This is a genomic window from Amycolatopsis pithecellobii (assembly GCF_009707865.1).
Lineage (GTDB): Bacteria > Actinomycetota > Actinomycetes > Mycobacteriales > Pseudonocardiaceae > Amycolatopsis_E > Amycolatopsis_E pithecellobii.
The window spans coordinates 16,820-37,198 of record NZ_WMBA01000001.1 but is presented as its reverse complement, the minus strand read 5'-3'; the positions used below and the strand labels follow the sequence as shown (position 1 = coordinate 37,198).

Genomic DNA, 20,379 nt, shown 5'->3' with positions numbered 1-20,379 from the left:
TTACCTCGCGGAGAACCACGATAAACGGTCGGCGGCCTGGCTTCGCATGGGTTCGGGTAACTCCAGTGGTTTGAAGGTGACCGGCCAATCGGCCGGACGGTAGCCGGCATTCAGGTCGACGTGATGCAATTCGAGCTCGACGAGCTTACGAAGAACGACTTGGCTGGCCGGGAACGGCTCGAGGTGCAGAATGGTGACACTGGTCGTCCATGCGTCATCGGGCACTGTGTGGACAGCGGCCCGGAATACCGCTGCCGTCCGTTCGATGTCGGCTAATTGTTCCGCGACCGGCCGGCTCGCACCGTTCTCGATGGCCGTGTCGCGGGCATCTTGGCTCGCATAGGCGGGAATGTCGGTGCCGTTGCGGGCCGCCTCCAACAGATTTCGGTGAGCCTCGGCTGCGCGTGCGATGTGGGTGAGGACATGGCCCCGGGCCCAGCCGGGCAGCAAAGATGGTTCGCCAATCTGTTTATCGGTCAGCCCGCTGACTGTCGCAATCAATCGTGCCGTCGCGTCGTCGATTTGGGTTACTAGGTCCTTCAGCCAGGTTTCCATGTCGCGGAGCCAACTAGCTTTCTTGTCAGTAATGAGCACGAGCACTTCAAATGCAAGCGGACGCCAGCCCGTCCGGCGCACACGGGCCTGGAGAGAATTGGGGGCCGCAGCCCCACTGGGGCGTCACCGGGCAACTCCCCGCGGTCAGTACGGATCTGCTCGCGGGATGCTGGCCTCGTTCATCCAGACGATCATGGGAGCCGAGCACGAAGCGCGCTGCCGGCGCTGGCCACCACCAGCGCCTGAGAATCCCGATCGCAGGTGCCTTCGTCGACACCTGCGACGTCGACAAGCTGGTGACCCCAGAGATGCGAACAGCGCCCGCTTGGCGTGTTCTCGGCGATCGAGCAGCCACTCCCGGAAGTAGCTGCCCGACCACAGCTTCGGGATCACCAGGTCTACGGTCCGGCGTCGTGGGTCAGGCGACGAAGCGCTCGAACCAGTCGAGCATCGGCTGCGGGTTCTCGGGCAGGTAGTTATAGCCGTCGAAACGCCGGTTCGTGCCCTCGATCCAGATGAGATCCTTCCGGTCGGTCGGCATGGCGTCGAAGATCGCCTGCACGTCGTCGGGTGTGGTCAGCGTGTCCTCGCGGACCTGCAGCAGCAGCGTCGGAATATCCACTGCCGTGGCGTATTGCGGCATGTCCATGTCTTTCAGTTCCATGCTGGTCGCGCGGCGCAGGGCGTCCGCGACCTCCGGGAGCGCGTCCGGCATGCCCATGTTGCCGAGGATCGTGCGGTAGAAAGCGCTCAGCGAGATCGGTTGCGGTGCGACGATCGCACGGACATCCTCGAACTCTTCCGGGTGCTTGGACATGGCGACCATCGTCGCGTTCATGCCGCAGCAGCGGCTGAGTAGGCCGATCTTCATGTTCTTGAGGTCGGGTTGCGAGCGGACGTAACGCAGCGAGCCGATCACATCGCGATACTCGCGAATGCCGTTGCCGATCGCGCCGCCGCTGCCGGCCGCGCTCTGGCCGAAATTGCGCAGGTCGTAGGCCAGGATGTGGTAGCCGGCTTCGTGCAAGTGCTTGTAGTCCGGCATGAAGTTGACTTCGATGTTGTTGCCGCTCGCCTCCCAAGCGTCGCTGTAGGGCTTGAGGTGCCCGGGGAAGCCGTAGCGGTTTGCCCAGATCGGATGGTTCGCGATGATCAGACGATCACTCTCGCCCGGTATGAACCAGCCCTCGATCGTCACGCCGTCCATGGCGGGAAAGAAGACGTCGGAGAAGGCGATGCCGTCGTCCGCCGGCGAGCGGAGGATCGGCGAGCGCGCCGGGTTCGCCATGGCAGAGACCAGACCGGCGACCAGCTCGGCGCGAGTCGGGAGGGTTGCTTCCGTGTCCGTAACCTGGGTCATGTGCTGTCCTTTCAGGGCAAGCCAGTCTGAGGTTTCTAGGTGGCCGCAGCGATCCCGGCCGCCCAGGTGAACGGGTCCATCACACGCCCGGATCGGTGCCCGGGACGGTTCTCCGCGTAGCCCTTCCAACGGGCGGCCCCGAGGCCGGCCCGGTCGGCCGCCCGAGCTTCAGGGTGTTGTTCACGCGGATCTCCTCGTCCGTGTAGTGCCAAGAACGCTAGGGCCCCCAGATCCCATGGCACCACTACGAATCCTGCGATAGATCGATAGCATTCTTCGTATGCTTCAGCTCCAGCTGCGCCGCCTCGACCTGTTCTGCACTGTCGTCGACGAGGGCGGTGTGACTCGTGCCGCCGAACGACTGCACGTGGCACAGCCGTGGGTATCGGCACAGCTCCGCACCCTGGAGAAGGCGGCCGGCGCACCGCTGTTCGTCCGGGACGGACGACACCTCGCACTGACCGAGGCCGGTCGACGCTTCCACTCCTGGGCAGCCGACGTGCTCGCCAGCAGCGCCCAGGTCCGCCGCGACATCGAGAACCTCGGCGCGGGCGTCGCCGGGTCGCTGACCGTGGCGACGAGCATGGCGATCGGCACCTACCTCGTGCCTCCGCTACTCACCGAGCTGCGCCACGAGCGAACCGGAGCCGACATCACCGTCTACATCAGCGAGCCTGCAGCAGCGCTGCGCAGCGTCGCGATCGGTGATGCCGACTTCGCCGTCGCCACCTGGGCCGCCGAACTCAGTCCCGAGCCCTTGCATGCGGAGAGGCTGTGGGAGGAACCGCTCGTCCTCGCCGCGGCACCGAACGGCCCGCCGGACAGCGACACGATCACCCTCGCCGAACTCGCCACACTGCCGCTCGTGGGCGTCCCCACGGGTGTGGCCTTCGACCGCATGCTGGGCGACCAGCTACGCAGCCACGGAGCGGGCGAACTGACCTACGTCATGCGACTCGGCCACGCCGAAGCCATCAAACGAGCGGTGGCCGCAAACGACTGGGGCTGCCTCGCCCCCTCCTACGTTGTCGCTGACGACGTCGCCGCGGGCCGGTTGCGGAGCGTCGCGATCAGCGACGCGAACCTCGTCGAGGGAATCGGGCTGTTCCACCGACAGACGACGTTCTTCTCTCCGCTTCAACAAGCGGCTGTCGCGAAGCTACAACAGATAGCGACAATCAGAGCAGAGAGCACCACTACTGAGCTGACCACTTGTTGTCCTTGACTTTCAAGTCTGCTCTCCAGATCAGCCGTTTCGGACATCGCGATGCTCGCGAATGCCGTTGCCGATCGCGCCGCCGCTGCCGGCCGCGCTCTGGCCGAAATTGCGCAGGTCGTAGGCCAGGATGTGGTAGCCGGCTTCGTGCAAGTGCCTGTAGTCCGGCATGAAGTTGACTTCGATGTTGTTGCCGCTCGCCTCCCAAGCGTCGCTGTAGGGCTTGAGGTGCCCGGGGAAGCCGTAGCGGTTGTGGATCGCCGATATCACCGACAACACATCGCCGTCGTAGATGGGTGCGATGACCTGGCGAACGTCGCTGGTCGCGCGGTCGACGGGTGCAACGGTCAACGTCCAAGGCATCTTCCGAGTTGTCGCGTCCGAGCGCGAATGTACCTACCGCTACGAGCGGTCCCACCTGCATGGCGAATGTGGCCGCGTCGGGGCTTGCTCAGCACCGTACGGAGTTCGCACAACTGCGCGGAGTCCGCACCCTCCACAATGGAGGTTCGCCGATTGTCGGTTCAACGCTGTGGCGGTTCGGTCGGCAACCCGGAAGTCGACGTCATCGCACACGGCTACCGGCTAATGACGGCGTCCCCGGTACGAGGTAACTGAGCTTGGATTGGACCGGAGCCGATCGGTATACGACCGTCCGAATACACAAGACCGTGACGGTGGATCCGAGCCCAACCAGACCGCGCTCACTCATGAACAGACTGCCCGGCCACGATTCCTGGCCACGACGCGCCGACGTTCGGCCAACGGTCGTCGATCACCGCGTCAGCCGTCCGCAGAGCAGAGCCAAGCGGAGCTCGTAGGTCCGTACGCCGCGCACGATGCCGCGGATGTGCCCACGTCCTGGCCAGCACCCTGGGCGCGAGCAGGCGCATGGCCGAGGCCCCGAGCTTCTCGACGTCGGCCCGGTAGACCACTTTCGCGACCGCGTTGAGCTTCACGTCGGAGTCCGCTGCCAGCAGCCGGCACGCGCTGTCGAGGGGCCCCCTCGCCGGGAGGACCGTCGTGGTCACCGCGCGCGAGCAGCGGGATCGGACTCACGATCGCGGCGCTGGCCGACTCGCTCGCCACGCCGCGCTGAGGACCTCGCGAAGAATCACGGGCTGCCCACCGGCCGGGTGCTGGGCGCATATCGGGAGAAGGACGCCAGCAGGTCGGGGTCGTCGACGGCCTCGCGGCCCGTGACACGGTCGATCGGCATGCCCTGGAGGAGTCGCTTGACCGGGACCTCGAGCTTTTTACCGGTGCGGGTATGGGGAATTGCGGGGACGGTGAGGATCTCGTCGGGGACGTGACGGGGTGAGGCCTGGGTGCGGATAGCGGTCGTGATCCGGTCGCGGAGGGCGTTGTCGAGGTCGACACCGGGTTCGAGCACGACGAACAGCGGCATCCAGTAATCGCCACCGTCGAGTTCGGCGCCGACGACCATCGCTTCCCGGACTTCGGGGAGGGCCTCGACGACCGCGTAGATATCAGCGCTGCCCAAACGCACGCCGTGGCGGTTGAGCGTGGAATCGGAACGTCCGGACACGACGATCGTGCCGCGCCCGGTGCGGGTGACCCAGTCGCCGTGGCGCCAGACGCCGGGATACGTCGAGAAGTAGGTGTCGTGGTATCGCTCGCCGCCGGGGTCGTTGACGAAGTGGATCGGCATCGAGGGCATAGGCCGGGTGATGACGAGCTCGCCGACCTCGTCGGTCACCGGTTCTCCGTCCGCGTTCCATGCTTCGAGGGCGACCCCGAGCAGTGGGGCCGAGATTTCGCCCGGCCACACCGGGGTCGTGGGGGCGCTGCCGGCGAAGCCGGAGACGACGTCAGTGCCCCCCGTGGTCGAGGCCACCTGGACCACGGGACCGATGTGGTCGCGCACCCAGTGATACGCCGCCGCCGGGAGCGGCTCGCCGGTGCTGCCGAGCTCCCTCAGGGCGGACAGGTCGAGCCGGTGCCCTGGGTGGAGGCCGGCCTTGGCGGCGGCGCGCAGGTATCCGGGACTGACGCCGAGAACCGCGACATGGTGCTCGGCGGCAAGGGCCCAGAGCCGGCCCGGATCGGGGTAGGTCGCGCCACCGTCATACAGCACGATGGTGGCGCCGAGGAGCAGGCCAGAGACCTGCATGTTCCACATCATCCAGTTCGTGGTGGTGTACCACAGGAACCGGTCGCCGGCCCGCAGGTCGAGGTGCAGGCCCAGCAGCTTGAGGTGGTCGAGCAGCACGCCGCCGTGACCGTGCACGATCCCCTTGGGGACGCCCGTGGTGCCCGAGGAGAACAGCACCCACAGCGGCGCGGCGAACTCGACCCGTTCGAAGCGGAGGTCCGCCGGCCGAGCGGTGGCCTCGGACCAGTCCGTCACGGCGGCCCCCGGCACCGGTGCCAGCCCGAGAAGACTCACCGTCACCGTGTGCCGCAGGGACGGCAGGGCCTTGCGCAGCGCCGCGACCTGGTCGCGGCGCTCGTGGACGCGCCCGTTCCAGCGATACCCGTCGGCGGCCACGAGCACGACGGGTTCGAGCTGCGCGAAGCGCGCGGCGGCACCCGGCGCGGCGTAGTCCTGGCCGCACACCGACCACACCGCGCCGATCGAAGCGCAGGCCAGGAATGCCACCAGGGCGTGGATTCCGTTGGGTAGGTAACCCACGACGTGGTCACCAGGCGCGACGTCGCTACGGCGTAACCAGTCGGCGAACGCACCGACCTCGGCACGCAACTCCTCCCACGTCCGGGTGGTGGTCGCACCGTCCTCGTCCACGGCGATCACCGCGAGCCCGTCGCCGGCACCGCGCAAGGCGTGCTCGGCATAGTTCAACCGCACCTGCGGGAACCAGCGTGCGCCCGGCATCGCGTCCCCGGCAAGAACTTGGCCGTGGTCGCCGTCGGCCAGGACGTCGAAGAAGTCCCAGATTTGCGCCCAGAACTCTTCGAGGCTTTCGATCGACCACGCGTGCAGAGCGGCATAGCGGTCGACGATGACATCGTGGCGTGCCGCGACATCCCGGGCGAACGCGGTGATCCGCGCCGACGTCAAATCGGACTCGTCCGGGACCCAGATCGGTCTGGTCATGCTGCTCCCCTCCCTTCAGGATTGCGGAAACGTGAGCTAGCGGAGCGGGGAAAAGCGGGCCGGCCAGGCCATGATCGAGTCCGCTTCGAGGATCTTTTCGGGCCCGCCCGGCGGGGGCCACTGGGCGTTGGCGCTGAGCCGCTTGCGGACCGCGACCCGTTCGTCGAGTCCGGCGAAGGGCCAGATGTGCACGATCCGGGCGGGTCCGTCGAGCGCGTACATCACGACCGTGACCGGGTCGATGGAGTGCCGGACGGGAAGTTGGTGACGCCAGCCGGCGATGGTGGCGGGCAGCCCGCCCGGAACGAGATGGTAGTCGCGGATCTCGTAGACCGAGCCGAACTCGCCGGGCCGGGCGCGGGGGACGAACGGGAAGGGAGCGAAGCCGCACATCGTGAGGTCGCTGAGGTGCTCGCCCGCTCCGAAGGGGTGGTCGCTGGCGGCGGCGCGCTCTCGCTCGCGGTAAAGCGCGTCGTCGTCGTCGAAGCTGCGGAGCACGTAGGCGCGGCCAAGCGGGCCGTGCTCGCCCAGCCAGCACCCGAGGAACTCCCCGTGCGCTTCGGGCGCCCGGACCCACGGTTCGATGCCGGCCAGGGCCTTTTCGGTGGCCGGGAGCCGGAAGTGCAGGGTGGTCAGCTCGTACCGGACCGACTGCTCGGTGGGGCCGAGATCGTCGCCGGTGATGATGGGGGCCTCACTCGGCACGGGGACCCTCCTGCTGCTCGTCCACCAGCCGGATCAGGCGCTTGCCCAGGTTGTCTCCGCGATAAAGGCCACCGATGGCGCCGGGAGCTTGCTCGAGCCCGTCCAGGATGTCCTCTTTGTAGGTGAGCTTTCCTTCACGGATCCAGGCCGCGAGGGCGCTTCGGGCCTCACCGAAGCGGTCCGTCCAGTCGGTGGCGAGGAACCCTTGCATGGTGGCTCGTTTGGCGAGCAGGTGACGCTCCACGCGGGGGCCGAGCGGCGGCGGCGTCCAGGTGGTGACCGATACGGTGCCGCAAATGACGACGCGGGCGCCCACCGCGAGGTGCCGCATGACGGCGTCACTGATCGGGCCCGCGATGTTGTCGAAGTACACGTCGACCCCGTCCGGGCAGGCGGTGGCGATCGCGGTGTCGAGATCGTGCCCGGCCTTGTAATCGATGGCCGCGTCGTAGCCGAACTCGTTGCGGCACAAGCCGGTCTTGGCCGGGCCGCCGGCGATGCCGACGGTGCGGCATCCCATGTTCCGGGCGATCTGGCCCACGCAGGAGCCGACCGCCCCGGCCGCGGTGGATACGACGACCGTGTCGCCGGGCCGGGGGCGACCAGCCTCACGGAGGCCGAAATATGCGGTCACTCCGTTGAGGCCGAGGACACCGAGGGACGTCGACAGCGGCAGGTCGGTCTCGTCGATCCGCCGCAGGGTTTCGGGTGACGCGACGGCGTAGTCCTGCCAGCCGAGCATTCCGGTGACGTAGTCGCCGGGCTGGAAGTCCGGGTGCCGCGAGGAAACGACGCGACCGCTGGCGAAGGAACGCATGACCGCACCGAGAGGCACGGGTGCGGAGTAGTTGCTCTCCAGGCTGACCCATCCGCGCATCGCGGGCTCGACGGACAGCCAGTGGTTGCGGACCAGCACTTGGCCGTCGTCCGGCTCGGGCACGGCGACCTCGTCGATCGCGAAGTGCTTCGCGGCCGGGATGCCGTCTGGGCGGGCGGTGAGCAGGACCCGCCGGTTGACCGGGTCAGTCATCATGCTGCCCCTTGCCCGGCCGCGAACTCGGCGCGCAGAGCGGGAAGCACGTGACGCCCGAACAGGTCGATCGACTCGGCCGGATTGCTCGCGCGGCCGACCGTGAGCAGGAGGGACCGGGCTCCTGCTCGTACCGCCGACCGTGCCTGCTCCAGGCATTCCCGCGGCTCCCCCCAGATCGCGAATCGCCGCGAGAGATAGTCGAACAGCCCGAGGTCGTCGACAAGGGCGGAGTCACGCTGGGAAGGGCGAGTGCTGAATCGCGCGATCAGCTCCCGCACGGGGCCGGCCAGTTCAGACGGAACGCCGCGTTGGGCAGGGTCTCTCTTGCCCACCACGTACCCGGTTAGGAAAGCGCAGATCTGGCCGACGGTCGCCCGCGCGATACGGCGGTCTTCGACGCAGTCGAGCGCGGCGAGCTGCCACACCTGGGGCGAGGCCGGTTCGCTGCGCTCGCGCGCTCCGCGGGCGACCTCAGATGTGCTGTGTGCGATGTTCTCCGGGGCCAATCCGTAGCTGACGAACACCCCGTCCGCCAGCCTGCCGGCGAGATTGAGTGACTTCTGATGTGACGCCGCGAGGAAGACCTCGGGGCGGCGGTCGGTCCAGGTCAGCTGAGCGGATCCCGGCCCTATGGACACCTCCTCACCGCGCACCAGGCGCATCGTCGCCTCGAGCTGCTGCTCGAGCTCGCGGACCGATGAACCGGCCAGCCCGAAATTACGCACCGCGCTGTGGCCCGCGCCCACGCCGAGACGGAAGCCGGCCTTGTGGATGGCCGCCAGCGACGCAGCGGCCGACGCCGTGGTGGTCCAGTGCCGCGTGACGAAATTGGTGACGCTCACCGCGATCGGGATGCTCGGCGCCACCGCGCTGAGCAGAGTCGCCGCGACCCAGCAATCCAGACACTGTCCGGGGCTGTCCGCGACCCCGGCGAAGTCATAGCCGTGTTCCTCGGCCAACTCGCCCATCTTGCGGACCGTCGGGGCGTCCTTCGGCCAGAAGAAGAAACCGACCTTCAAGGGTTGAGTTGTCGCTGATTCGGTCACCGTGAGTTTCTCCCTTTCGTCGCTATCGCGATGGCTATGAGCGTGAGACAGGCGCCGGTGGCGGTGGGCAGTACGGAAAGGGCCCCGCCGAGCGGGAAGAACACGTCCAGTGCAATGGAACCGACCAGCTGGCCCGCGACCGAGGCCATGCTCAGCAGCAGGACACCGATATGGCGCACAACCAGTGCCGCGACGGCGATGAACACGGCTCCGACCAGCCCACCGAAATAGAGCCAGATCTGCGTCGGCAGGTGGACGGACCCGCCTCCGGCAAGGTGCCGGGCACCCCAGACGAGCAGGGGAATTGCGGTCGCGACGAAGAAACTGACCCAGGTGGCGAGCAGTGGCGACCTCGCCGCCGCGGCTGTCGCCCCGTTCATCGCCTTTTGCAGGCTGAGCATGAACCCGGCGGTGACGGCACCCAGAGCCGGGAGTAGGACGGTGACGGGGTGGGGCGCATCGACCAGGCGGGGAAACACCGAAATGACCGCGGCGGCGACCACCAGGACAGCTCCGATGAGCCGTGCGGCACCGAGTCCTCGCCGTGGGCTGCGCGCGATGCCCAGGGCGTCGACGACGAGCCCGCCGAGGGTCTGGCCGGCGATGACGGAGACCGTGAACACGGCGATCCCGGTCACGAGTGCCGCGGTCGACTGGACGAACACCAGCACACTCCCGCAGGCGCCCGCCAGCAGGCAGTAGCGGGGGAACTGCCGCTCCTTGACGGCAGTAGCCAGGGTGCGCCAGGCGCGTCGCTGCCGCGGGATGAGCAGCGCGAACGGGGTCACCGCGACCCAACCCGCCGCAAGGCTCAAGGCGGCCGCGGCAGTACCGTCGCCGACACGATGGCCGAGCTCGCCGTTGAGCCAGGACTGGAGCGGAAGCAGCATGCTCACGACCAGGGCCGCGACGACGGCGGGCCACTTCCGTGGTTGCGGGACGACCCCGGCGGGTGCGGCCAGGGCAGGGCTTTCGGTCCCCGACCGGTTGTCAGCGTTGAGGCTGTTCATTGGGCTCCTCGTTGTGCCCGTGATGCGAATCGTTGGGCTGATACTTGAGCCCCCGCGGCACAACCGGTATCCGTAAGTTGACTGCAGTCCTTCGCAGTCGGAGGGCGAGTCGAGGAGGTCTTGGCCATGTCGCGACCGTCTGAGCAAGACGCCGTCGATGCGCTGTCATTGGTGGGCCGCGACCACGAGATCGCTCGCGTGAGTGCCCTGCTCGCGGAAAACCAGGCGGTGGTGGTATCCGGCGACTGGGGCAGCGGCAAGACCGCGCTGCTAGACGTCGTTGCGCGCGACGCGAGGCGCCTCGGTCGCTCCGTGGTCCGGCTGTCCGGTCGACGCAACGCCGCGGGTCCTGTCTCGACGGTCCTGCGGCAGCTCGTGCCCGCGCCGAAGGTGCCGCTGGTCGTGGTCGACGACGCCGATCGGCTCGACTCCGCCTCGCGACAGGCTCTGGCGAGCTTGTCCAGGCAGCCCGCGGAGTCACGCGCGGAGTTGGTGTTGAGCGTGGACGTGGATGCCTCCGTGCCCGAGTTCGAGCAGGGCCACCCGGTGATCGAGCTCGAGCCGCTGGACCTGCCGTCCGCCCACCTGCTCCTGGATCGCCAGCCGCATCCGCCGACGGGTCGTGCGCGACTTCGCGTGCTCGACCAGGCCGCCGGCAACCCGCTCGCCCTGATCGAGCTGGCGCGAAACGCGGAGGACGACCGGCACCTGCTGTCGCCGTCGCGCCGGCTGGAGCGTGCCCTCATCTCCCGGCTGGCCGGCCTGCCGGCAGGCACCCGCGCGGCGCTGCTCCTCGCGGCGACGGATCCGGTCGCCGGTGGCCTTCACGAGGTCGATCCGGGAGCGTGGGCTCCCGCTGAGCGCGCCGGGCTGGTGCGCTTCATCGGGCAGCAGGTGCACTTCCGGCATCCGCTGCTGCGGGCGGCGGTCTATCACAACGCGCCCCTCGAGCAGCGGCGCGAGGCTCATCTGACGCTGGCCAGGGCTCTCACCGCACGCCCCGACCGCCAGGCCTGGCACGCTGCCGAGGCGGCCCGCCGCCCCGACGAGGGGGTCGCGGTCAGGCTCGCGTCCGCAGCCGACCGGGTGCTGCGAGACGAGGGATACGCCGCCGCGGCCACGATCCGGGAACGGGCTGGGGAGCTGAGCCCCGCTGCGGAAGATCGGGCCATGCGCCTGGTGGAGGCGGCGTGTCACACCATCTGGCTCCGGCAGCCGCAATGGACCCACGACCTGCTGAGGCAGGCGGACGTGTCCGGAGCCGACCCGGTGACGCGAGCACGCGCCGTACTGCTGGCCGGGCGAGCGCTGGCATTGAACCATCGTTATGCGGCAGCGCTTTCGGTGCTCTCGGAGGCCGTGGAGCAGGTGGCCGACTCGGATCCGGTCCTGGCTCTGGACATGCTGGGTACCGGCGCGGTCGTCGCTTATCACTCCGGAAGCCCAGCGGCGCGCGATGGAGTGCGCCGGCTGCTGGGCCGTGTGACCGGCATATCCGACAATGGCGGGATCGAGCTGCGGCGCGCCTGGACGTCGGCGCTGATCGACCCCATCGGCGACCGGGCAACGCTGATCCACGAACTGCCCCGGCTCGCCGAACGCGCCGCGGGGGACCCGCAGCGTCTGATCGCGGTCGGCACGGTGGCGTGGCTGCTCGACGAGACACCGCGAGCGCTCGATCTTTTCGATGACGGGCTCAGCCGATGGCGGGCGCACGCTCCGATCCCCCACAGCCTGGTCTGCGCCGCCTGGTCGGCCTATTTCGAGATGGGACAGTGGGACACGGCCCACGCCATGGCCGAGCACGCCTCCGCCGAGACCGCCATTGCCGACCTTCCCGAAGCGGCCGCCAGCGCACTGCTCATGCGAGCCTCCGTCCTGGCGTTGCGCGGCCAGGCGACTTCGGCGATCGAGCTGGCGACCGACGCGTCGGCGCTGATCGACCCGATGGCCCAGACCATGCTCGGCGTCCGGACCCAGTGGGTGCTGGGCGCGGCGGCCGTCGCGGACGGAGACCATGACGCCGCGTTCCATCACTTCCGGTCGGCCTTCACCGCGGAGGGCGAGCCGGTCCATTTCCATGCGAGCTATGCGGTCCTGGCCGACCTTGCCGCCGCGGCGGCGCGCATCGGCCGATCCGGCGACGTGGCCCCGTTGCTCGACATGGCTACGCGAGCGCTGGGTGGCAATGCCTCGCCCCGTCTCGCCTCACTTCTGCACCGTGCCGCGGCGTTGTCGGCTGCCGAAGAGGTCGAGGCCGAGCGCCATTTCCGTGCGGCACTCGAGGTCGAGCGGTGGCCGTTCGAACACGCGCAGCTGCAGCTCGACTACGGCGAATGGCTGCGCCGGCGCCGTCGCATCGTCGAAGCCCGGCCACTGCTGCTCGCGGCGGTGGCCACGTTCCGCCGGCTAGGGGCCGGTCCCTGGACGCGCCGCGCCGAGGCCGAGCTCCGTGCTGCCGGCGTAGGAGCCCCCGATACGACCGCCACGTCGCTGTCGGAGTTGACCACCCAGCAGCAGCAGATCGTGCGCCTGGCCTCCCGGGGCATGACCAACCGCGAGATCGGTGAGCAACTCTTCCTTTCGCGGCGCACCGTCGAATCCCATCTCTACCGATCCTTTCCCAAACTCGGCGTCACCTCCCGGGCGCAGCTGCGCGACCTCCTGCCAAGCGACTAACGTCCGTGGTCGAAACTGCGCTCTCGACCGCCTGGTGTGGTCGGCGCGGAGGGCGTGGCGATCACCGTCGTCACCGCACCGGCCGGAAGGGCCTCGTGGGGTGATAGCCAGGGCGTTCTGCCGCCCGGCGGCAGACAGCTTGCCGACCAGCAGCGAAGCGGTAGCGTGCCCGAACTTCACACAACTCACCGCACTGGACGCTGAGCCGACCAGTTCCGGAGCCGTGGACCCGCCAACTAGACGGCGATCGACGTCCTGCTACATGGAGCGGCGCACGTTGGTGGTGAAGTTGGCATCGGCCAGATGCCCGTTTCGCCGTCGAGTCCAGAGTGCTGTCTGTAAAAGCTCGTTGCTGGTTTCCGCACCCCATGCGGCGCAAATGATAGTGCAGTTCGGAATTTCCGGCGGACACTATTTGTGGTCGGCGGGGGAGGCCCGGTAACCGGCTCGCGAACCAGGTCTCGACGCCCATCCCAGCCAGCAGTAGCCGCGCGGCGCCGAGATACCGGCTCGCTGAACGTGGCCTGCCGATGATGGTCGCCGGTCATGCGCGATCACGCCCAACCCGGCCGCGTAACAGTCGGCGAGCAACAGGGCAGCACGCGGCCGCCCGAGGCCAGGCCGCAGCGGTGCCGTATCGGCGCGAGAAGGCGGAGAGGTCCCTGGCTGGTCATGCCGAGCACGCCGCAGGGATCGGTACCGATCATCGGCGTTCCGTGTGTGACACTGATGGCCAAAGGCGTCCCGCTCACCCGAAACTGCGACAACTTGATCCCGGGGTTCTCCCACCACTGCTTCGCCATCACGTGCAGGTGGTAGCTCAGGAGCGGTTGCCACGGAACGATGCTGTCCCCAGGACGGGCCGCTCCACGTCGGCATTCGCCCAACAAAATTGCCCCATCGTGCAGACTATCGGGGAAAACTCGTCATTCGTGAACGTGTTCGTATGCGTTCGGTGTGGGCGTTGTTGACCACGGATGGAACGCCCCGCTATAACGAAAGAGTAGCCGAACCGAACTGGCCAGCCGCCAAAAAGACAAGGACGTTCTGGCTTTGAGGTTCATCCCCTTGTTCGATCGAATCGAAACTAACGACCATTCGGCCAAATTGCGACCAGCCACCGGAAAGGGAAAACAAAGTATGTCAGCCGAAGCCGCCCGGGTAAAGGACATACAGGCGGCCCCGGTGCCGGAGGTGCACCGGGTCGTGATCTGTGATGCACAGGAACTGAGCCGAGCCGGTCTTCGTACGATGTTGCAGGGTGACCAAGGGCTCCTCATCGAAGCGGAAGCGGAAGGCAGCCGGGAACTGGACATCCTGGTTCGCCGGCTGCGCCCCGACGTGGTCGTCCTCGGGCTGGACACGTACGCGCGGGACGACCTGGCCGCGCTCCGGTCGATCGCCGAACTCGTGCCGCTGGTGATGCTTTCCGGCAACTGGAACGAGCAATATGCGCTGTACGCGCTGCGGGCCGGAGTGCGCGGCTTGGTGCACAAGGGAGACCGAAGACAGGTGCTCATCGACGCCGTCCGGACGGTCACTGACGGCGAGATGTTTCTGGCACCGCCGCTGACCGAGCAACTCGTCACACGGATGGTCCGCAGAGCCCCGGCGACCCGAAGAATGCATGACAGCATTGCGGCGCTGACCGAGCGGGAGCACAGCGTGCTCCGTTCGCTGGCCCTCGGCATGAGCACCGAAGAGATTGCCGTGGCCCTGTTCATCAGTAGCGCGACGGTGAAGTCCCATATTTCGCATATGTTGAATAAACTAGGTTTGCGAGATCGGGTACAAGCGGTGGTGCTCGCTCACCGGATGGGGCTCGTGGACGATTGATCCGCCCGACCTGGTCACCGATGCCGGTGCTTACCGGCGGATTGCTGACTGTGTCCTCGCCATGCTGTCCGGGCCAGGACGGCCCAGCCAGCGCCGATACGCGATGGCGAGCGCTGCCACCACTACCGGGACCCCTATGGTCGCGCCGCTGAACGGCAGCAGGGCCAAGCACAACACCGCGGAGAACAGGGCGAGAACCCGCGGCACACCGGACAGCAGCCGGGCGCCCGCCGCCATGCCGATCACATAGGTGACGATCACCAGTGAGTTGGGCACGACGAGCAGCGTTTCCGGACCCCAGTTCGCCACATACGTGATCAGCAAGGCGACACCGGCGAAAGCGCCGACGCCCAGCACCGCGGCCCGTGGCACGCCACCACTGTCCACTTTGGCCAGGGGAGCGGGGAACACGCCGTCCCGGGCGAGCGCGTAACCCAGCCGCGATGTGGTCGCAATGAAGGCGTTGACGGTGCCGAGGGAGATCAGCAGCGCGAGCACGGCGGTCAGCATGCCGACGGCGTTGCCGGCGCCGTTGGACATCAGCCGGGCGATCACCGTGCGGTTGACGTCGTCACTGCCGTAGGTACCGGTGCCGATCGTGGCCACGACGACCCCCACAAACAGCAAGGTGATCAACCCGACACTGAGTATCGTCGCCCGTTGCACGTCACGCGCCGGATCACGGAACTCCTCGGACAGATGCGCGATCGCTTCCCAGCCAAAAAATGCGAAGAAGATGAGCAGAGCCACCTGGCCGACCGAAGCCAGACCGTGCGGCGCGACCGGAGTCCAGTTCGCTGCGTGAAACCGGGGCAGGGACACCAGCAGCGCCAGCAGCAGCATGGTGGCGACCACCCCGCTGAACACCAGTTGCAGCCGGCCGCTCACCTTGAGGCCCCTGGCGTTGGCGACGGTGCCGATCACGAGAATGCCCGCGGCCAGCAGGAAGGCTTCGCCCCGGCCGAACCCGAGGCGGGAGGCGTAGTACGCCCCGGTCAGGGACACGAGAGCCTGCGCCGTGGCCGAAGCGACGAAATAGAACCAGCCGATGACCGTGCCCAATGCCGGGCCGAAGGCGAACCGCACATAGGTCGCTACCCCGCCCGCGTCGGGAAAACGGGCCGCCAACGCCGCGAACACCAGCGCGAGCGGGATACCCAGCAGCGCATCGAACAGCCAGGCTCCCAGTGAGGCTGGACCGGCGAGCGTGACGCTGAGCCCGGGCAACAGCAGCACACCCGCGCCGATCACAGCCCCGACATAGAGCGCCACACCCTGCCAAACCGTGATGGTTCGCCGCAGTGATTGGTTCACCGACTGTGCCCTTCCGATGACGGTTCGCCGTGGACCGGTCACGTGAATGTAACGGACAGCCGCCACCCTGGCAACACCAGATAACAATCTTTGCTGGTGTTGCAACCGGTACCGCTGCGATCGCACGACCCGACCCACCCCAAGAGTTGACCGGCAACACGCTCCCGGTGTGAAGACAAGGCGCGCCGCGCCTTCTTACCGTTGTCTGGCGCCGACCGACCTTGCCCCGCAACACTTTGAGAAAGGCGGCATGTCAATGCCTGTGCACAGTTGGGAGCCGGCCGATCTCCGGCCGGAACCCAAGTTCAACGTTCGGGCCCAGCGCCTGCCCAGACTGCCCGGCGCTGCGGAACCGTACGAGGGCGGGGCATGGGTCGTGGTCGATCCGGGCACCACGATGACCGAGCACGTGAACCCCGGCGGGGAGTCGGAGCTGTTCTACATCATCGAGGGTGCCGGACTGCTCAGTATCGAGGGCGAGCCGGACCGGCCGGTGAAATTCGGTGACACGATTTTCATCCCGCCCGAGCACCGGCACTCGCTGCTCAACGACACCGAGAACGCCTTGATCTTCCTGTCGTTGTGGTGGGGAGGCCGCCCGGCGGAACTATCCGCGAACAGCTGAGGCCGGCCGGAGATGGCTCGCTTCGGGAACCAGCTGCTGGCGCTCGCGCGTACGGTCAGGGAGGACATCGACGTCGTGTGCGCGAAGGACCCGGCCGTCAACACCGCCTGGGAAGTCCTGTTCTATCCGCATCTGCACGCCTTGTGGCTGCACCGGCTGGCGCACTTTCTGTATCTGCGAAACCGGCGCGTGCCAGCCCGGATGATCGCACTGCTGGGACGGCTGGTCTCGGGAGGTATCGACATTCATCCGGGTGCCCGGATCGGGCGACGGTTCTTCGTCGACCACGGCACCGGGGTGGTCATCGGCGAAACCACCGAAATCGGCGACGATGTCATGCTCTACCACCTGGTGACGCTCGGCTCGGCCGGCTGGTGGACGGATGCGGCACGCGGCCAAGGCGCCCAGCGTCACCCGTCCCTGAGCGACGGCGTGATCGTCGGCACCGGCGCCAGCATCCTGGGACCGGTGACGGTCGGCGCCGGCAGCCGGATCGGGGCCCATGCCGTGGTGCTGTGCTCACTGCCTGCGGACTCCCGCGTACCGGCCGGCCGGATCGCCAAGGCTTCCGCGGAAAGGAAGACAGCAGATGACACAACGTTTCCTCATCACGTGCGCTCCGCCCAATCCCAACGGTGATCTGCACCTGGGCCACCTGAGCGGCCCGTTTTTCGGCGCTGACGTACTACGCCGGTATCTGCGTGCCCGCGGACGGCAGGCCGTCTACGTCGCCTACACCGACGACCATTCGATCTATGTGCCCCGGCGGGCGAACGAACTCGGCTTGACGGCAAGGGAAACCGCGGCTCGCTACACCCGGCGCATCGAACAGACACTGGCGCTGGCGGACATGCTTCCCGACCACTACTCGCATCCGCACCGGGACAGCCGGCACGACCGGTTCGTGCGGAACCATTTCCTCGAACTGTGGAAGAACGGCACGATTGCCGAGCAGGAGCTGCCGACCCCGTACTGCCCGAGCTGCCAGGTATTCCGTTACGAGGCATATCTGCGCGGCCGGTGCCGGTTCTGCGGCGTGCCGAGCGACGGCACTTACTGTGAGGACTGCGGACTGCCGCAGGATCCCGGCGGGCTGCACGACGCACGCTGCGTCGCCTGCGGTACCGCACCGGAATACCGCCCGTCGCGCAGGCTGGTCGTGCCACTGTCCGCCTTCGCCGACCGGCTCACCGCCGTGTTCGTTGCCAGCCCATGGCGGCAGCGCGTACTGGACTACGTGACTGGGCTGGTGGAGCAAGGCCTGCCGGACGTGCCGATCAGCAGGGAGGCCGACTACGGCCTCCCGGTCCCGTTGGCGGATTGGTCCGGACATGTTCTGGACACCTGGTTCAGTGGCATCTTCGGGTATCTGGCCGCCACCGCCGGATACGGCGCCGCCATCGGCGAACCCGGGTTGTGGCGGGAGCTGTGGCAGGAACCGGAAACGGTGATCGTGCATTTCATCGGGTTCGACTGCAGTTTCTCCCATGCCGTGCTGTGGCCGGCATTGCTGCTCGCACTCGGCGAATACCAGACTCCGACTCACGTGATCAGCAATGAGTTTTACAACCTGGAGGGCGAGAAGTTCTCGACCAGCCGCGGTCACGCCATCTGGGGTTCCGAATTCTTGCGCGAAGCCGCGCCGGACGCCGTTCGGCTGCATCTGGCCCGCACCAATCCCGAGTACGAGAAATCAGATTTCCGGTCGGCCGAGTTCGACCGGACGGTCAACGATGTACTGGTCGGCACGCTCGAATCGTGGGCCGCGGCCGTGTTCGACGAGCTGGCCGCACAGGCGGATTCCGTGATCCCGGCGGTTGAGAGTACGCAGGGCTCGCCCACCGTGCGGGCCCTGGCCGAGGATCTTCCGGACCGGCTGGCTCGCGAGTTCGAGCCGGACACGTTTTCCTTGCGGGGCGCGGCTGGCACACTTGTCGAGGCGGTCGGCGCCGCAGCCGGCGAGTGGGGTGCCGCCCCGTCGCACGCGGAGCCCGGCGAGCTGGCGGCACACCTGGAGTTGCTGGCCACCCTGGCCGCGGTCGCCGCGCCACTGATGCCTGGTTGGTCGGCGCACACGGCGCGGCAGCTGGGCCTGCGGGTTGGGCTGGACGGGCTGGCGTGGCCTCGACCGGGACTGCCTGTTCTCGTGCCGGGACAACGGGTTGCGCCACGGTTTCAGCGCCTGTTTCAGGCTCGGCAATGATCGGGGGTGAACGGGGCAGGCCTGCCCTGTGGTGGGTCGGCTGGGTGGTCGGCGCGGGGCAGCCCATCTCCTGGTATCGCGATGAACCGGGCTGACCTTCGGGTGGCGGTCGGGCTGGCCGCGAACGTTCTCGGTGTCGGCGCGCTGTTCCTGCCCTGGACGGCACGCGTCGAGTTCGGGTGGGCGGCCTTGTTCGGCTGGATCTACCTGGTCGTGTGTGGAGCGCTGCTGGTTCGCGCACTCGCCTTGGCGGCTCTGGTGCCGGGCGGCGTGGCCGGCCTGGCGGGTGTGGCGTTCGGCGCGCGGTTCGCCCGCGCGGTCCACGCCTTCTACGCGGTCGGGGTCACCTTGGGGCAGGCCGTGGTCGCTGTAGTGGCGGCCGGATTCGTGGCACAGTCCTTCGGGTACGCCGAAACCGCATGGTGGGTGGCCGTACTGGTGATCGCGATCGGCACGGTCGTGGCGGGGACCGGGCGCCAGATCAGCCGGCCGCGGCCGGTGGTCCGGCTGGTGGTCGTGTTGGTGCTGCTGGCCGCGGGCGTCATGCTCAGCCGCACCGGTCATGACGTCCCGCCGCCTCCGCCGGCCGGCCCTGAGTTGTTTCTCGCCGCGGCATTCCTGCAGTTGTTCGCAGTCGTCGGCTGGGAGTCCACCCCGCAGCTCCTCGGCGAGACGGGCACCAGCCGGGCGCGGGGGCCACTCGCCGGGGTGCTGGTGGTCGCCGTCGTGCACGGTCTGGCACTGCTCGGCGCCGGTGCGGCGGCGAACCAGCCGGTTGCCCCTGGGTTGCTGCTCCCCGGCCTCGGGCCGGGCGGTGGCAGAGTGGTTTCGCTGCTGTTCGCCGTCGCCGTCGGCTACTTCTGCGTGCGCAACATCGGCACCGCCGCCGGGGCGGCCGCCCGGGCCTGGACCGGCGCGGCACCGACCATGTGGTCACTGCGCCTGGCCGCGCCGGCCGTGGGGCTGGTGTCGGCGGCCGGCGCCCTGCTGATCACGCGCGGCCGGGTGAGCGCGATCGACGTGCTCTCCGTCCCGAACGCCATGGCGTTGAGCGTGTTCGCCGTCGCGGCCGCCGCCGTGCTCGTCTCCGGCAGGCGCCGCGCCTGGCCGGTGTCCGCCGTGTCGGCTCACCTGCCACTGGCGTTGTTCGCCGGTCCCGCCTTCGTCCTGCCCGTGGCACTGGCCGCTGGTTTCGCGGTGCGCCCCGCTTTCGCGCTCGAGCGGTGGGCGACCTATTCGTTCGCGGAATTGGCTGCCGAGCGGGACCGGTCACGGCAACGGTATCTGGAGTTCCTGCGGCGCCACGCCCTGAGCGCGGGGATCTATGTACTGGCCGCGGGGACGGACGATCCGCAACAGCCCCATCGTGAGGACGAACTGTATTTCGTGATCGAGGGCCGGGCCAGGTTCGGGGCGAACGGGGAAAGCCGTCACGTGGGGCCTGGTTGCCTGATCTACGTGCCAGCAGGGCTACCGCACCGCTTCACCGACATCGAAGCGGACCTGAGTGTGCTCGTGGTGTTCGCTCCGGCGGAAACCAGCCTCTGACTCACGGAACAGCCTTCGCGCGAAGTGATCTCGGGCAGCCCCCGCCAGATGCCGGCCGGCGGATGGTCGCCGGGAATGGTGAAGACCGCGTCCGGGGCGGCCAGAGCCACGACCGCGCCCATCGTCCCTGTCGTTCAACGCTTTCAGGTAACGCAGCACCACGTCCTTGG

At 68.1% G+C, this 20,379-nt stretch carries 17 protein-coding genes; 7 read left to right on the top strand and 10 right to left on the bottom strand.

The genetic code is table 11. The features are described from left to right. Together GKO32_RS00180 and GKO32_RS00175 are read right to left on the bottom strand one after the other, a co-directional pair. The gene (locus GKO32_RS00180) at positions 1-555 is read right to left on the bottom strand and encodes a maleylpyruvate isomerase N-terminal domain-containing protein (protein WP_154754679.1); all 555 of its coding nucleotides are present in this window, start codon (positions 553-555) and stop codon (positions 1-3) included. A 418-nt stretch (positions 556-973) separates the two neighbouring features. Further along, positions 974-1,915: an alpha/beta hydrolase family protein gene (locus GKO32_RS00175; protein WP_154754678.1), complete on the bottom strand. Its 942-nt coding sequence runs from the start codon at positions 1,913-1,915 to the stop codon at positions 974-976. Between the two features lie 280 nt (positions 1,916-2,195). Between GKO32_RS00175 and GKO32_RS00170 the strand changes: the two genes are divergently transcribed. After that, positions 2,196-3,140, top strand: coding sequence for a LysR family transcriptional regulator (locus GKO32_RS00170; RefSeq protein ID WP_154754677.1), 945 nt, complete (start codon positions 2,196-2,198; stop codon positions 3,138-3,140). Between the two features lie 21 nt (positions 3,141-3,161). On the opposite strand, the gene GKO32_RS00165 is transcribed toward GKO32_RS00170, so the two are convergent. The 7 genes from GKO32_RS00165 to GKO32_RS00135 all read right to left on the bottom strand — a co-directional run bounded on the left by GKO32_RS00165 (position 3,162) and on the right by GKO32_RS00135 (position 10,004). Then, entirely contained in the window at positions 3,162-3,482 is a 321-nt protein-coding gene (locus tag GKO32_RS00165; protein ID WP_154754676.1) for a hypothetical protein, read from the bottom strand. Between the two features lie 353 nt (positions 3,483-3,835). Continuing rightward, positions 3,836-4,162, bottom strand: coding sequence for a hypothetical protein (locus tag GKO32_RS00160; protein WP_154754675.1), 327 nt, complete (start codon positions 4,160-4,162; stop codon positions 3,836-3,838). A gap of 83 nt (positions 4,163-4,245) precedes the next feature. Then, on the bottom strand, positions 4,246-6,210 hold the full coding sequence (locus GKO32_RS00155) for an acetoacetate--CoA ligase (protein WP_154754674.1): 1,965 nt from the start codon (positions 6,208-6,210) through the stop codon (positions 4,246-4,248). A 36-nt stretch (positions 6,211-6,246) separates the two neighbouring features. Then, on the bottom strand, positions 6,247-6,915 hold the full coding sequence (locus tag GKO32_RS00150; protein WP_312867364.1) for an NIPSNAP family protein: 669 nt from the start codon (positions 6,913-6,915) through the stop codon (positions 6,247-6,249). Beyond that, complete coding sequence (locus GKO32_RS00145; protein ID WP_154754886.1) at positions 6,905-7,945, bottom strand: NADP-dependent oxidoreductase; 1,041 nt, start codon at positions 7,943-7,945, stop codon at positions 6,905-6,907. Before GKO32_RS00145 ends, GKO32_RS00150 begins: the two co-directional genes overlap by 11 nt. Beyond that, entirely contained in the window at positions 7,945-8,994 is a 1,050-nt protein-coding gene (locus tag GKO32_RS00140; protein WP_154754673.1) for an LLM class flavin-dependent oxidoreductase, read from the bottom strand. The genes GKO32_RS00145 and GKO32_RS00140 overlap by 1 nt, the downstream gene beginning before the upstream one ends. Continuing rightward, the gene (locus GKO32_RS00135) at positions 8,991-10,004 is read right to left on the bottom strand and encodes a DMT family transporter (protein ID WP_154754672.1); all 1,014 of its coding nucleotides are present in this window, start codon (positions 10,002-10,004) and stop codon (positions 8,991-8,993) included. Before GKO32_RS00135 ends, GKO32_RS00140 begins: the two co-directional genes overlap by 4 nt. 126 nt (positions 10,005-10,130) lie before the next feature. Between GKO32_RS00135 and GKO32_RS00130 the strand changes: the two genes are divergently transcribed. Both GKO32_RS00130 and GKO32_RS00125 read left to right on the top strand, forming a co-directional pair. Then, complete coding sequence (locus GKO32_RS00130) at positions 10,131-12,683, top strand: helix-turn-helix transcriptional regulator (RefSeq protein WP_154754671.1); 2,553 nt, start codon at positions 10,131-10,133, stop codon at positions 12,681-12,683. A gap of 1,140 nt (positions 12,684-13,823) precedes the next feature. After that, on the top strand, positions 13,824-14,519 hold the full coding sequence (locus GKO32_RS00125) for a LuxR C-terminal-related transcriptional regulator (protein WP_154754670.1): 696 nt from the start codon (positions 13,824-13,826) through the stop codon (positions 14,517-14,519). A 30-nt stretch (positions 14,520-14,549) separates the two neighbouring features. Here the strand turns inward: GKO32_RS00125 and GKO32_RS00120 are convergent, their stop codons facing one another. Continuing rightward, entirely contained in the window at positions 14,550-15,833 is a 1,284-nt protein-coding gene (locus GKO32_RS00120) for an APC family permease (protein ID WP_166459289.1), read from the bottom strand. Positions 15,834-16,089: 256 nt separating this feature from the next. On the opposite strand from GKO32_RS00120, the gene GKO32_RS00115 reads away from it, so the two are divergent. The 4 genes from GKO32_RS00115 to GKO32_RS38605 all read left to right on the top strand — a co-directional run bounded on the left by GKO32_RS00115 (position 16,090) and on the right by GKO32_RS38605 (position 20,209). Then, a complete protein-coding gene (locus GKO32_RS00115) occupies positions 16,090-16,458 on the top strand; it encodes a cupin domain-containing protein (protein ID WP_166459288.1) in 369 nt (122 codons plus the stop codon). A gap of 12 nt (positions 16,459-16,470) precedes the next feature. Further along, positions 16,471-17,097 carry a serine O-acetyltransferase EpsC gene (gene epsC, locus GKO32_RS00110; RefSeq protein ID WP_154754667.1) on the top strand — a complete coding sequence of 209 codons (627 nt, stop codon included), beginning with the start codon at positions 16,471-16,473 and terminating at the stop codon, positions 17,095-17,097. Further along, positions 17,048-18,661: a methionine--tRNA ligase gene (locus GKO32_RS00105; RefSeq protein ID WP_166459287.1), complete on the top strand. Its 1,614-nt coding sequence runs from the start codon at positions 17,048-17,050 to the stop codon at positions 18,659-18,661. Before epsC ends, GKO32_RS00105 begins: the two co-directional genes overlap by 50 nt. Before the next feature lie 81 nt (positions 18,662-18,742). Next, on the top strand, positions 18,743-20,209 hold the full coding sequence (locus GKO32_RS38605; RefSeq protein WP_246242965.1) for a cupin domain-containing protein: 1,467 nt from the start codon (positions 18,743-18,745) through the stop codon (positions 20,207-20,209). The last annotated feature ends 170 nt before the right edge of the window (positions 20,210-20,379 follow it).